At 61.4% G+C, this 13744-nt stretch carries 10 protein-coding genes; 6 read left to right on the forward strand and 4 right to left on the reverse strand.

Translation table 11 applies throughout. The features are described from left to right. The first annotated feature begins 43 nt into the window (after positions 1-43). The gene (gene pbpG / locus BMH52_RS17075; RefSeq protein ID WP_072434112.1) at positions 44-967 is read left to right on the forward strand and encodes a D-alanyl-D-alanine endopeptidase; all 924 of its coding nucleotides are present in this window, start codon (positions 44-46) and stop codon (positions 965-967) included. Between the two features lie 111 nt (positions 968-1078). Here pbpG and BMH52_RS17080 read toward each other — a convergent pair whose 3' ends face one another. Then, a complete protein-coding gene (locus tag BMH52_RS17080; protein WP_034134471.1) occupies positions 1079-1744 on the reverse strand; it encodes a peptidase C39 family protein in 666 nt (221 codons plus the stop codon). A 334-nt stretch (positions 1745-2078) separates the two neighbouring features. On the opposite strand from BMH52_RS17080, the gene BMH52_RS29300 reads away from it, so the two are divergent. Further along, complete coding sequence (locus tag BMH52_RS29300; protein ID WP_003192266.1) at positions 2079-2240, forward strand: hypothetical protein; 162 nt, start codon at positions 2079-2081, stop codon at positions 2238-2240. Here BMH52_RS29300 and BMH52_RS17085 read toward each other — a convergent pair. After that, the gene (locus BMH52_RS17085) at positions 2237-2647 is read right to left on the reverse strand and encodes a hypothetical protein (RefSeq protein ID WP_003192269.1); all 411 of its coding nucleotides are present in this window, start codon (positions 2645-2647) and stop codon (positions 2237-2239) included. The genes BMH52_RS29300 and BMH52_RS17085 overlap by 4 nt on opposite strands. 206 nt (positions 2648-2853) lie before the next feature. Between BMH52_RS17085 and BMH52_RS17090 the strand changes: the two genes are divergently transcribed. Genes BMH52_RS17090 through BMH52_RS17100 form a run of 3 tightly spaced genes read left to right on the forward strand, consistent with a single transcriptional unit; the run spans position 2854 to position 8633 of the window. Further along, positions 2854-6075, forward strand: coding sequence for an efflux RND transporter permease subunit (locus tag BMH52_RS17090; protein ID WP_072433875.1), 3222 nt, complete (start codon positions 2854-2856; stop codon positions 6073-6075). Next, positions 6065-7234 (forward strand): efflux RND transporter periplasmic adaptor subunit, encoded by a 1170-nt coding sequence (locus BMH52_RS17095; protein WP_072433873.1) that lies wholly within the window; start codon positions 6065-6067, stop codon positions 7232-7234. Before BMH52_RS17090 ends, BMH52_RS17095 begins: the two co-directional genes overlap by 11 nt. Further along, positions 7218-8633 (forward strand): efflux transporter outer membrane subunit, encoded by a 1416-nt coding sequence (locus tag BMH52_RS17100; RefSeq protein ID WP_072433872.1) that lies wholly within the window; start codon positions 7218-7220, stop codon positions 8631-8633. Before BMH52_RS17095 ends, BMH52_RS17100 begins: the two co-directional genes overlap by 17 nt. 119 nt (positions 8634-8752) lie before the next feature. Here BMH52_RS17100 and BMH52_RS17105 read toward each other — a convergent pair whose 3' ends face one another. Both BMH52_RS17105 and BMH52_RS17110 read right to left on the reverse strand, forming a co-directional pair. Beyond that, on the reverse strand, positions 8753-10036 hold the full coding sequence (locus tag BMH52_RS17105; protein WP_073844423.1) for a Zn-dependent hydrolase: 1284 nt from the start codon (positions 10034-10036) through the stop codon (positions 8753-8755). A gap of 148 nt (positions 10037-10184) precedes the next feature. Beyond that, positions 10185-11672: an NCS1 family nucleobase:cation symporter-1 gene (locus BMH52_RS17110; protein WP_073844425.1), complete on the reverse strand. Its 1488-nt coding sequence runs from the start codon at positions 11670-11672 to the stop codon at positions 10185-10187. 592 nt (positions 11673-12264) lie between these two features. Here BMH52_RS17110 and hydA point away from each other — a divergent pair. After that, a complete protein-coding gene (gene hydA, locus BMH52_RS17115; RefSeq protein WP_019818077.1) occupies positions 12265-13704 on the forward strand; it encodes a dihydropyrimidinase in 1440 nt (479 codons plus the stop codon). The last annotated feature ends 40 nt before the right edge of the window (positions 13705-13744 follow it).

Raw genomic sequence — 13744 nt, forward strand, 5'->3', positions numbered from 1 at the left:
GTTTCACAACGGCATTTCCTTACTTTTTAGCGAGTTCATCCGCGTGAAAATTCGTCTTTCTATTGTCAGCCTGTTTTTTGCTTTGGCAGGTACCTTCGCCCACGCCGCCGAAACCACCCTGGCCCCGCGTGACGCCTCCAAGCTGCAGATCGCCTCCGGCAGCGCCATGCTGGTCGATTTGCAGACCAATAAAGTCATTTATTCCAGCAACCCCGACGTGGTGGTACCTATCGCTTCGGTGAGCAAGCTGATGACCGGCCTGATCGTCCTCGAAGCCAAGCAGAATATGGACGAGTACATCGACATCAACATCACCGACACGCCCGAGATGAAAGGCGTGTTCTCCCGGGTGAAGATCGGTAGCCAGATGCCGCGCAAGGAAATGCTGCTGATCGCGCTGATGTCTTCGGAAAACCGCGCCGCTGCGAGCCTGGCCCACCATTATCCTGGCGGTTACGCAGCCTTTATCGCGGCGATGAACGCCAAGGCCAAGTCCTTGGGCATGACCAGCACCCACTACGTGGAGCCCACCGGCCTGTCGATCCATAACGTGTCGACCGCCCGCGACCTGAGCAAGCTGCTGGCCTATGCGCGTAAATTCCCGATGCTGAGCCAGCTGAGCACCACCAAGGAAAAGACCGTGTCGTTCCGCAAGCCCAACTACACCTTGGGCTTCTCCAACACCGACCACCTGATCAACCGCGCCAACTGGGATATCAAGCTGACCAAGACCGGCTTCACCAACCAGGCCGGCCACTGCCTGGTGCTGGTGACGAGCATGGGCAATCGCCCGGTGTCGCTGGTGATCCTGGATGCCTTTGGCAAGTTCACCCATTTTGCCGATGCCAGCCGTATTCGTAGCTGGGTCGAGACCGGCAAAGGCGGCGCAGTGCCGGATGTGGCGCTGCGTTACAAGGCCGATAAAAACCTCAAGAATCGAGCGACTGCTACGGAAGTACGTCGATAAACAGCGATTTTAGTGTGGGAGCGGGCTTGCTCGCGAATGCGGTGGGTCAGCCTAAGCATTCAGCGACTGACACTGCGCCTTCGCGAGCAAGCCCGCTCCCACATTTGAGTTTCACTTCTTCTCTGCCAACACCTTGAGCGCTTGGGCCGCCGCTTGCTCCTGCCCCGCCTGGGCCGTGGCATTGGCCGCATCGCGCCAGCGCTGCGCATCCACGTTGGCCGGCAACTGGCTCGGGCGCTGGGTCAGGATGGCCCAATGGCCCGCGCCCTTCCACGCCGACTCAAAGTCGCTGAAGCTCATGCTCAAGCGGCGCTCATTGCCTGAGCGCAACAGCACCGTACTCTTCTGCTGGTTGAACCCCACCACCACGACATAACGCGCCCCGGACCAATAGCTGGCGTTGATCCGCGCCATCACCGGGTAACCCGCCGCCACCTGCGCCAGCACGGCGGTCAGCTTGGCCTCCAATGGGTACACCATCAGCCCGTACTCACGCGCCAGCACCTGCATGTTGCGCTCAAGGCCCGCCTCGGCGCCGGGCAGGCGCAGCGGCTTATCAAGCAAACCCGGTGTCATGACAATGCCTTGTTGCGACAGCATGCTGGCAAGTGCCGTAGGACCGCTCTGATAAGCCTCACTGCGAAAGGTCGGCACGCCATTGAGTTCGACGCGCTCGGGCAAGCCAGGCAGTTTCGATGGAGTGTTGCTGGAACAGGCCGCCAACCCAAGGGCAACGGCCAGTAGCAAGGAAGTTTTAAGGTTCGACCGTAAGCGCAATTTTTTCACTCTCTTGATCAACTGCCGGTAAAGGCCCCGATCATAGCCCAATCGCGCTTTCTCTATCCCGTAGGAGCGAGCTTGCTCGCGAAAAACTTACAGGCGCCGCGTTTATTCAGGAAGCCTGCGTCATCGTTGACGTTTTTCGCGAGCAAGCTCGCTCCTACAGGGGGCGGCGCAAGATATCTATAGCCGACGCGTGCAATAAAGCGGTGACGATAGAGCAAACAAGTTGGACGGACTCGACCATTGGTCAATAGCAGGCAACCGCCGGCTGGCTAGACTGTCCATTGAGAAGACTGTGTGTGCCCCAAGTGGGCGAAAGGAGGCCCGAATGAGCCTTGCGACAACGATTTTCCTGTTGATCTGTGGTTGGCTGGCCGTCGCCGCCGCCATGCTGTGGGGGGTCATGCGCGTGACGCGCCGGCATCATCATCCCCACGTCAAACCTGCTGAACCCGCCGAGCCACGCAAGACGACGGCGCATCACGCCTAGCCAGGCATGCAATTGAAGTCCTGGGTGGCGGCAATTTCCTTGCCGTGGCCGTCCTCAAGGGACGCACGCACCGTGGTGCCCAGGCTCGACTCCACCAGGGTGTAGTGCTCACCTGCCTTGAAGTGCTTGTACTCGATGCGGCCCTGGCAGTCCTGCTGGTTGTCATCACCCGGCTCGTCTTCAAATAAAGTCACGTCCAGGCGATGGTCCCCCGGGGTCACTTCAAAATAGCGCCCATCGTCCACACGCTTGCCATCGACACGCTCGGCCATCAGGTCATTCGGCGCTTCTTCCTGCAAGCCGATCCAGGCTTGGCTGGGGTCCGCCTTGGGGATCGGGCCGGCGCACGCCGACAACAAACAGACAAAGCCAAGGACGGGAACTAACAACAGCGGTTTGAGTGACATGACAGCGCTCCAAAGGGCAGATGTAAAAAGGGCGTATCCGATGGCTGACAAGCTTGATCAGCCGCCCTTCCTGGAACAAATGAATCCCTATGAAAGTATCTTCAGCCCTTGACTAAAACTTCCTTCACCTGGCTGAAAGGTGCGTGTTAGGTGGGTCGGTCAAGACTGCCGGGGTTTGCAATCCTGCTCTTCTCGGAGACTCACGCATGCTCGGGCTGGTAAAGACCGCACTGCACAAGCCGTACACCTTCATCGTGCTGGCTATATTCCTCTGCATCATCGGGCCGATGGCGGCCCTGCGCACGCCCACGGATGTTTTTCCCGATATCGGCATTCCCGTGGTCGCCGTGGTCTGGCAGTACAACGGCCTGTCCCCGGACGCCATGGCCGGCCGGGTGATCTACACCTACGAACGCTCCCTGAGCACCACCGTCAACGACATCGAACATATCGAGTCGCAATCGCTGCCCGGCATGGGCATCGTCAAGATCTTCTTCCAGCCTGGCGTCGATATCCGTACCGCCAACGCCCAGGTCACGGCGGTGTCACAGACTGTGCTCAAGCAAATGCCACCGGGCATCACCCCGCCGCTGATCCTCAACTACAGCGCCTCCACGGTGCCGATCCTGCAAATGGCGTTTTCCAGCCCCAGCCTGTCGGAAGCCAAAATTCGCGACTTGGTGCAGAACAATATCCGCCTGCCCTTGAGCGCCCTGCCTGGCCTGGCCATGCCTACACCGATGGGCGGCAAGCAACGGCAGATCACCCTCGACCTCGACCCTCAGGCGCTGGCCGCCAAAGGCTTGTCGGCCCAGGATGTGGGCAATGCCCTGGCGCTGCAGAACCAGATCATCCCGGTGGGCACCGCCAAGCTGGGCCTCAACGAATACACGATCCTGCTCAATAACAGCCCCAAGGCCATCGATGAACTCAACGATCTGCCGATCAAGACGGTTGACGGGGCGCTGATCACCATCGGCCAAGTGGCCCACGTGCGCGACGGTTCACCGCCGCAAACCAATATCGTGCGGGTCGACGGCCATCGCGCCGTGCTGATGCCGGCGCTGAAAAACGGCAGCATCTCCACCCTGTCGATCATCGACGGTATCCGGCAGATGCTGCCGCGCATCAACGAAACCCTGCCGCCGTCGCTGAAAACCTCGCTGCTGGGCGATGCCTCGGCGTTCGTCAAGCAGTCGGTGGGCAGCGTGGCCCAGGAAGGCATCATTGCTGCACTGCTCACCAGTGCGATGATCCTGCTGTTTCTCGGCAGTTGGCGCTCGACCTTGATCATCGCCGCGTCGATTCCCCTGGCGGTGCTCTCGGCCATTGCGCTATTGGCTGTCAGTGGGCAAACCCTCAACGTCATGACGTTGGGCGGGCTGGCGTTGGCGGTGGGCATCCTGGTGGACGACGCCACGGTGACCATCGAAAACATCAACTGGCACCTGGAGCAAGGCAAGGCGGTGAAGGCCGCGATTCTCGACGGCGCCGCGCAAATCGTCGGCCCGGCGTTCGTCTCGCTGTTGTGCATCTGCATCGTGTTCGTGCCGATGTTTTTGCTGCAAGGCATCGCCGGTTACCTGTTCCGGCCAATGGCGCTGGCGGTGATCTTTGCCATGGCCAGTTCGTTCATTCTCTCGCGCACCCTGGTGCCGACACTGGCGATGTTTTTGCTCAAACCGCATAGGCCGGAGCCAGGCGCGGGGCATCATCCGGAAGATGCATTCATCAATCACCACGAGGGTGAACAACACCCGAAACCACGCAATGCGTTGCTGCAATCGGTGCTGAATTTTCAACAGGGATTCGAGCGGCATTTTTCCAATGTCCGCGACACCTACCATGGCCTGCTGACGCTGGCACTGGGCGCACGCAAGCGCTTCATTGTCGGGTTCCTGGCCTGCGTACTCGCGTCGTTCCTGTTGTTGCCGAGCCTGGGCCAGGACTTTTTCCCGGCCACCGATGCGGGTGCCTTGGCCCTGCATGTGCGCTTGCCACTGGGCACGCGCATCGAGGAAAGCGCCGCGGCGTTCGACCGCATCGAAGCGCGGATCCGCGAGGTCATCCCCGCCGAAGAGCTGGACACCATCGTCGATAATATTGGCATTCCGCTCAGCGGCATCGACATGGCCTACAGCAGCAGCGGTACCATCGGCCCGCAGGATGGCGATATTCAAGTCAGCTTGAAAACGCACCACGCGCCCACCGCCGACTATGTGAAAAAACTGCGCGAAGCCCTGCCGCAAAGTTTCCCCGGCAGCCACTTTGCGTTCCTGCCCGCCGACATCAGCAGCCAGATCCTCAACTTCGGCGCCCCCGCCCCGCTGGACGTCAAAATCTCCGGGCGCAATGACGCAGAAAACCGCGCTTATGCCGTCGAGCTTGAACGGCGCTTGCAGCATGTACCGGGGATTGCCGACCTGCGCATCCAGCAGTCCACCGGCTACCCCTCGCTGCAAGTAAACGTGGACCGCATGCGCGCTAACGGCCTGGGCATTACCGAGCGTGATGTTACCAACAGCATGGTCGCCTCCCTCGCCGGCAGCTCGCAAACCGCGCCGACCTTCTGGCTCAACCCGGCCAATGGCGTGTCTTATTCCATCGTCGCTGCCACCCCGCAATACCGTCTCGACAGCCTGCCGTCCCTGGAAGCGCTGCCGGTGACCGGTGCCAATGGCCAGGCGCAAATCCTCGGCGGCGTGGCAACTATTTCCCGGGTACAAAGCCCGGCCGTGGTGACCCACTACAACATCGAACCGACCCTGGACCTGTACGCCAACGTGCAAGGTCGCGACCTCGGCGGTGTGGCCCGCGATGTGCAAAAGGTGCTGGATGACACGGCGTCCATGCGCCCCAAAGGCGCGACCATCAGCCTGCACGGGCAGATCGATGCGCTGCATGAGGCGTTCAGTGGTTTGAGCTTCGGACTGCTCGGCGCGGTGGTGCTGATCTACTTGCTGATCGTGGTCAACTTCCAGTCGTGGGCTGACCCCTTTGTGATCATCACGGCGTTGCCGGCAGCATTGGCGGGCATCGTGTGGATGCTGTTCCTCAGTGGCACCTCGTTGTCGGTGCCAGCACTCACCGGGGCCATCTTGTGCATGGGTGTGGCGACCGCCAACTCGATCCTGGTGGTGAGCTTCTGCCGTGAGCGCCTGGCCGAACACGGCGATGCGTTGAAAGCCGCGCTGGAAGCCGGCTACACACGCTTTCGCCCGGTGTGCATGACCGCCCTGGCAATGATCATTGGCATGTTGCCCCTGGCGATTTCCGAGGAGCAGAACGCCCCGCTCGGCCGGGCGGTCATCGGTGGCCTGGTCTTCGCCACCATCGCCACTTTGTTGTTTGTTCCCGTGGTCTTCAGCCTGGTCCACGGTCGTCATCCTACTCGCGCAACTGCTGGAGAAACGCCCCATGTCGCCTGATCAAAAACCCTCGCGCAAGCGCCTGATGCTCCTGGGTGTCGGTGGCCTGACGTTGGCTGCCTTGCTGGTCGCCAGCGGCCTGCACGCGCGTACGCTGCACGAGCAATCGGTCACTGCCTGGACCGAAGCCGCCGCCGTCCCCCAGGTGATGGTGTTCCAACCCAAGCCAAACGCCGGCGGTGACACCCTGCGCCTGCCCGCCCACCTGGAGGCGTGGAGCAAGGCGGCTATCCATGCGCGGGTGAGCGGCTACTTGAAGGACTGGAAAGTCGACATCGGGACCCAGGTCAAGACCGGGCAAATCCTCGCCGAAATCGACAGCCCCGACCTCGACCAACAACTGGCCCAGGCCCATGCGCGCCTGATCCAGCAACAAGCCAATGCACGCCTGGCAGCCACCACGGCGACCCGCTGGCAAAACCTGCTGGCCAGCCATTCGGTATCGCGCCAGGACGCCGATGAGAAAACCTCCAACGCCGCAGCCGCCAAGGCCAACACCGAAGCCGCTGCAGCAGACTATGCGCGACTGTGCGCCCTGGAAAGCTACAAGACCCTGCGCGCGCCGTTCGCCGGCACCATCACCGCCCGCAACACGGACATCGGCCAGTTGATCAAAGCCGATAACGCCAGCGATCCAGAACTGTTCAACATTGCCGACACCCACCAATTGCGCTTGTACGTGCCGGTGCCGCAGAACTATGCAGCGGTCATTCATGCGGGCCTTGAGGTCGAACTGACCGTCCCCGAGCACCCCGGCGAGCATTTCAAGGCACGCCTGATCGGTGACTCCACCGCCATCGACCGCCGCTCCGGCACCCTGCTGGCCCAGTTCGTCGCCGACAACCCCAACGGCGAACTGCTGCCGGGCGACTACGCCGAAGTCACCCTACCGATTCCGGCTGACACCCATGGCGTAAGCATCCCGGCCAGCGCCTTGATCTTCCGCGCCCAGGGCACCCAGGTTGCGGTGCTGGACGGGCGCAATCATGTGCACCTGCAAGACATTCATATTGGCCTGGACCTCGGCGAGCGCTTGGTGATCGACCAAGGCCTGAAGCCTGCTGACCACATCATCGACAACCCGCCCGACGCCCTGCGCGAAGGCGACCCAGTGCAACTGGCCGCCGCCTCGGGAGGTGCGCATGCGCCCAAGGCTTAAGTCGCTGGCGGCACTGATGGTGCTGGCGTTGCAGGGTTGCTCGATGGCGCCCACCTATACGGTGCCGTCGATTGACCTGCCCGCCCACTACCGCGAACAAACCAGCGAAGGCCCCTGGCACAGCGCGCAACCGTCAGACCAACTGGCGCCCCAGTGGTGGCAGCTCTACAACGATTCGCGCCTGAACGCGCTGCAGCAGCAACTGCTCAAGGCCAACCCGGACCTGGCCGCGGCGCTGGCGCACTTCGATGCGTCCCAGGCCTATGCCAGTCAACTGCACGCGGGCCTTTTCCCGCAAATCACCGCCAGCGTGCAACCGCTGCGCCAGCGTCAATCGGATTCACGACCGTTACGCGGTACTACACAGCCGTCGGTGTACAACAGCAATACCGCTGGGTTCTCCCTGGGATACGACCTCGACCTGTGGGGCAGAATCCGCAACCAGGTCGCCGCGGGCGATGCCCAGGCACAAGCGTCCTTTGATGATTTGGCGGTGGTGCGCTTGAGCCTCCAACAGCAGTTGGCGAGCCTGTATGTACAGCTCAATGGGCTGGATGCGCAGCGCCGAATCCTGAGCACTTCGTTGCAAGACTTCAGCCAGGCGCTGCAACTGACCCGCAGCCGTTATGAAGGCCAGATTGCCTCGGAATTGGACCTGACCCGCGCGCAGAACCAACTGGCCGAAGCCAAGGCGCAGCTGGACGAAGTGCGTGGCCAGCGCAACCTCGCCGAACATGCCATCGGCGAATTGGTGGGCGTGACGGCCAGTGAGTTTTCACTGCCGCCCAGCTCGCAGTTAATGGCGTTGCCAGGCATTCCGGCGCAGTTGCCCAGCCACCTGCTGCAGCGTCGTCCGGACATTGCCGCAGCTGAACGTCGCGTGTTTGCGGCCAACGCAACGATCGGCGTGGCCAAGGCAGCGTGGTTTCCGGATTTCAGTTTGACCGGTGTGCTGGGCGGGCAGACCCAAGGTGTTGGCAACCTGCTGTCCGCCGGCAACCGGTATTGGGCACTGGGGCCGCTGATGAACCTGCCGATCTTCGACGGCGGGCGCTTGAGCGCCAACGAGCGCCAGGCCAAGGCCGAGTTCGAGGAGGCCGCGGCACAGTACCGTAGCCACGTATTGAAAGCCGTGCGCGAGGTGGAAGATAACCTCGCGCAACTGCGGGATCTGCAGCAGCAAGCCGAGGACGAGCAAGCGGCGGCAGAGGCGGCGCAACATACCCAGGCCTTGGCGATGAACAGCTATCAGGCCGGGGCAGTGAGCTATCTGGATGTGGTCACCGCCCAAACCGCCGCGTTGCAGGCACAGAGAACGTTGCAGGCGGTGCAGACCCGGCAGTTGCAGGCGAGCGTAGGGCTGTTGACCGCACTGGGCGGCGGCTGGCAGCCGGGTTAATACCCACTGATCGTTCCCACGCTCTGCGTGGGAACGCCGCTCAGGACGCTCTGCGTCTGCCTCTAAAATCGTGACGCGGAGCGTCACAGGGTGCATTCCCACGCGGAGCGTGGGAACGATCAGGCCGCGAGCTGGCCGCTGGCGATGGCCGCTGAAGCGGCCACCATCGCCCGCAACAACACCGCACACCCCGCCGCCAGATCATCCGGCGCGGCATTTTCGATTTCGTTATGGCTGATGCCGCCTTCACACGGCACAAAGATCATCCCCGCCGGGCCAAGCTCAGCGACGAAGATCGCGTCGTGCCCTGCCCCGCTGACGATGTCCAGGTTCGACAAGCCCAAGCCATTGGCGGCATTGCGCACTGCCTCCACGCAGCTTTTGTCGAAGTACAGCGGCGGGAAGTCCGCCGTAGGCTGCATGTCGAAACTCAAGCCATGTTTGGCGCAGGTGTCTTCGATCACCTGACGCACCTGGGCAATCATCGAATCCAGCCGCGCCGGTTCAAGATGACGAAAATCCAGAGTCATGCGCACTTCACCGGGAATCACGTTGCGCGATCCCGGATACGCTTGCAGGCACCCCACCGTGCCGCATGCATGGGGCTGGTGCGCCAACGCCGCCGCGTTCACGGCGGCCACCACCGCTGCCGCGCCGACCAGGGCGTCCTTGCGCAAGTGCATGGGTGTAGGGCCGGCATGGGCCTCAACACCGCGCAGCTTCAGGTCAAACCACTTTTGCCCGAGGGCGCCGAGCACCACGCCGATGGTTTTGTGTTCATCCTCCAGAATCGGCCCTTGTTCGATATGGGCCTCGAAATACGCGCCGACCTTATGCCCGCTGACCGGCCGCGTTCCCGCATAGCCAATCGCGTTCAACGCCTCCTCCACGCTGACGCCGTCCGTATCGACCTTGGCCAGGGTATCGGCCAGGCTGAACTTCTCGGCAAACACCCCTGAGCCCATCATGCACGGCGGGAAGCGCGAGCCTTCTTCGTTGGTCCACACCACCACTTCCAGCGGCGCCTCGGTTTCCACCTTGAGGTCGTTGAGGGTGCGCAGCACTTCCACACCGGCCAGCACGCCGAAGCAACCGTCGAACTTACCGCCGGTGGGCTGGGTGTCGATATGGCTGCCGGTCATCACCGGTGGCAGGTCGGGATTGCGACCGGGGCGGCGCGCAAAGATATTGCCGATGCCGTCGATGGTCACGGTGCAACCCGCCGCTTCACACCACTGCACGAAGAGGTCGCGAGCCTTGCGGTCGAGGTCGGTGAGGGCCAGGCGACACACACCGCCCTTGGGCGTGGCGCCGAGCTTGGCCAGGTCCATCAGCGACTGCCACAGACGGTCGCGATTGATGTGCTGATGGGGCGATTGCAGAACGTCGAGGGCAGCGTTCATGGGGGGGTCTCCTCAGGCTACAGGTTCTTATGAATTGACGCGGTCAACTGTGGGAGCTGGCTTGCCTGCGATGGCGGTGTGTCAGACGACACGGCTTTAACTGATAGTCCGCTATCGCAGGCAAGCCAGCTCCCACCTCGACCGTGGTTTACAACGGCGCCTTGGCGGTGATCGGGCTCGCCCCGCGCTTGGCGTTCAAGCCGTAATACAACACCCCGCCCAACGCCGAGCCGGTGAACCAGCCGTAGCTGTAGAACCAGCTGAACGCATCGCTGCCCAGCGACAGCAGCGTCAGCACCACCGGTACGCCAAAGGCGACAAAGCCGCTCCAGTTCCAGGCCGGGTACACGTCATCGCGGTACAGGCCGGCCAGGTCCAACTGCTGTCTGCGGGTGATGAAATAGTCCACCACCATGATCCCGGCAATCGGCCCCAGTAGGCTTGAATAGCCCAGCAGCCAATTGGAATACACGGTTTCAAGACTCACGTCCGAGACGATCAGCCCGAGTTTTTTCAGCAATTCATGGGCCATCAGCGCCAGCCCTACCAGGCCGGTGAGGATCACCGCCGTGGTGCGGTTGATCAGCTTGGGCGCAATGTTCTGGAAGTCGTTGGTGGGCGAGACGATGTTCGCCGCGGTGTTGGTGGACAAGGTTGCGACGATGATCAGCGCCATGGCGATGGCCACCCACACCGGGCTCTGGATATGCCCGATCAGGCTCACCGGGTCGGAGACGCTCACCCCCACCAGTTTCACCGAGGCGGCGGTCATCACCACGCCGAGGGCGGCGAACAGGAACATGGTCAGCGGCAAGCCGAAAATCTGCCCCAGAATCTGGTCTTTCTGGCTCTTGGCGTAGCGGCTGAAATCCGGAATGTTCAATGACAATGTGGCCCAGAAACCCACCATCGCCGTGAGCCCCGCCATGAAGTAACCGGTGAGGCTGGCGCCTTCGGGGCGCTTGGGTGGGATCGCCATCAACTCGCTGAGGGACACGTTGGGCATCGCCCATACCAGCAGCCCAACCCCCACCGCCACCAACAACGGCGCCGACAAGGTTTCCAGGCGCTTGATCGACTCGGCGCCACGCAGCACCACCCACAGATTCAAGCACCAGAACAGCATGAAACCGATCACCTCTCCGGTACCGCCGAGGGCTTTCCAGCCGTCGAAAATCGAGCCCAGGAACAGGTGGATCGCCAGCCCGCCGAACATCGTCTGGATACCAAACCAGCCGCAGGCCACCAGCGCGCGGATCAGGCACGGTACGTTGGAGCCGAGGATGCCAAAGGACGAACGCAACAGCACCGGAAACGGAATGCCGTACTTGGTGCCGGGAAACGCGTTGAGGGTCAGCGGGATCAACACCACGATATTGGCCAGCAGGATCGCTACCAGCGCCTCCCCCACCGACAGCCCGAAATACGCCGTGAGCACCCCGCCCAGGGTGTAGGTGGGCACGCAGATCGACATGCCGACCCATAGCGCCGTGATGTGCCATTTGTTCCAGGTGCGCTCGTGCACTTTGGTGGGTGCCATGTCGTGGTTGTAGCGAGGGCTGTCGAGGACGTCGGGGCCGGCGTCGAGTTCGTACAGGCCGTTGCGCTCGATGACTTGCGATCTGTTCTGTTGCATGGCCGCTCCACGGTTTTTTAAAATTATTGTTGCTCACCTGCACGCTAGGTTCAGGTGGCCGGAGTACCGCATCGACAACATGACATCCAGGGTTCCGGCCAACTGCCCGTGCACTCAATAACCGTGCCGACAACCGTCTCTGAACCCGCACCGCTTATATAACGTGCTGATGTTTATCAGCTTTCCAATTGAACCTGCGGTACTTGCCGCATGCGTCAGGCTAAACAATACGCAAGTTGCCAGAACCTTCAGGTCTCAATCTGGTGCATCACAATTATTTTTATTTATCGACGGCGTCAAGCGGCATATCTCAAGCGCCTGATTTGCAATAAGAAATATTGATCAGATCAAGAACCTGTCAAGTGCGTCAAAACAGGGTGGGCATGCTTCATTTTGGTGAAAATAGGATTTTTCTTATAAATATCAACAAGATGAAACACACAAAAGTTTGCGAAAAATCTGCTTGCTCATTCGAAAAACTCGGGCTAGTTTCTATTCCTGTCACCGATGACAGGAATTAACCGACCCTCGGTGCGCAGTATTACAACACTTAGAACTGGCACAAGCCGGTCAAGCCTGTGAGGAACTCGACATGTCGCTGTTGATCCGTGGCGCCACCGTTATTACCCATGATGAAAGTTACCGCGCCGATGTGTTATGTGCGGAGGGTCTAATTCGCGCCATTGGCACGAATCTGGATATTCCCGCAGGCACTGAAATACTCGATGGCAGCGGCCAATACTTGATGCCGGGCGGCATCGACCCCCATACCCATATGCAACTGCCCTTCATGGGCACGGTGGCCAGTGAAGACTTTTTCAGTGGTACGGCGGCAGGCTTGGCCGGTGGTACCACGTCGATCATCGACTTCGTGATTCCCAACCCGCAGCAATCGCTGATGGAAGCTTTCCACCAGTGGCGCGGCTGGGCCGAAAAGTCCGCCGCCGACTACGGGTTTCACGTAGCGATCACCTGGTGGAGTGAGCAGGTACGTGAGGAAATGGCCGAGTTGGTCAGCCATCACGGCATCAACAGCTTCAAGCATTTCATGGCCTACAAGAACGCGATCATGGCGGCCGATGACACCTTGGTCGCCAGTTTCGAACGCTGCCTGGAACTCGGCGCCGTGCCCACCGTGCATGCCGAAAATGGCGAGCTGGTGTATCACCTGCAACGCAAACTGATGGCCCAGGGCATCACCGGGCCGGAAGCCCATCCGCTGTCGCGCCCCTCCCAGGTGGAAGGCGAAGCGGCCAGCCGTGCCATCCGGATTGCCGAGACCATCGGCACGCCGCTGTACCTGGTGCATGTGTCGACGAAGGAAGCCCTGGATGAAATCACCTATGCCCGAGGCAAAGGCCAGGCGGTGTACGGTGAAGTGCTCGCCGGCCACCTGTTGCTCGATGACAGTGTGTACCAGCACCCCGACTGGCAGACCGCCGCCGGCTATGTAATGAGCCCGCCATTCCGCCCACGCGGGCATCAAGAGGCGCTGTGGCACGGCCTGCAAGCGGGCAACCTGCACACCACCGCCACCGACCACTGCTGTTTCTGCGCCGAGCAAAAAGCCGCCGGGCGTGACGACTTCAGCAAGATCCCCAACGGCACCGCCGGCATTGAAGACCGCATGGCGCTGCTGTGGCACGAAGGGGTCAATACCGGGCGTCTATCGATGCAAGAATTTGTCGCGCTGACCTCCACTAACACCGCGAAGATTTTCAACCTCTACCCCCGTAAAGGCGCGATACGCGTGGGCGCCGATGCCGACCTGGTGCTATGGGACCCCGAGGGCACGCGGACCATTTCCGCCAAGACCCACCATCAGCAGGTGGACTTCAACATCTTCGAAGGCAAGACCGTGCGCGGCGTGCCCAGCCACACCATCAGCCAGGGCAAGCTGGTGTGGGCCGATGGTGACCTGCGCGCCGAGCGAGGGGCCGGACGGTATGTGGAGCGGCCGGCGTATCCGTCGGTGTTCGAGCAGTTGAGCAAGCGGGCAGCGCTTTGCAAGCCAGTGGCCGTGAACCGCTGAGTCCAAAAAAAGCGGACGCGGAGCGTCCAGTGAGGCATTC

The organism is Pseudomonas sp. BTN1, from assembly GCF_001907715.1.
Taxonomy (GTDB): Bacteria; Pseudomonadota; Gammaproteobacteria; order Pseudomonadales; family Pseudomonadaceae; genus Aquipseudomonas; species Aquipseudomonas paracarnis.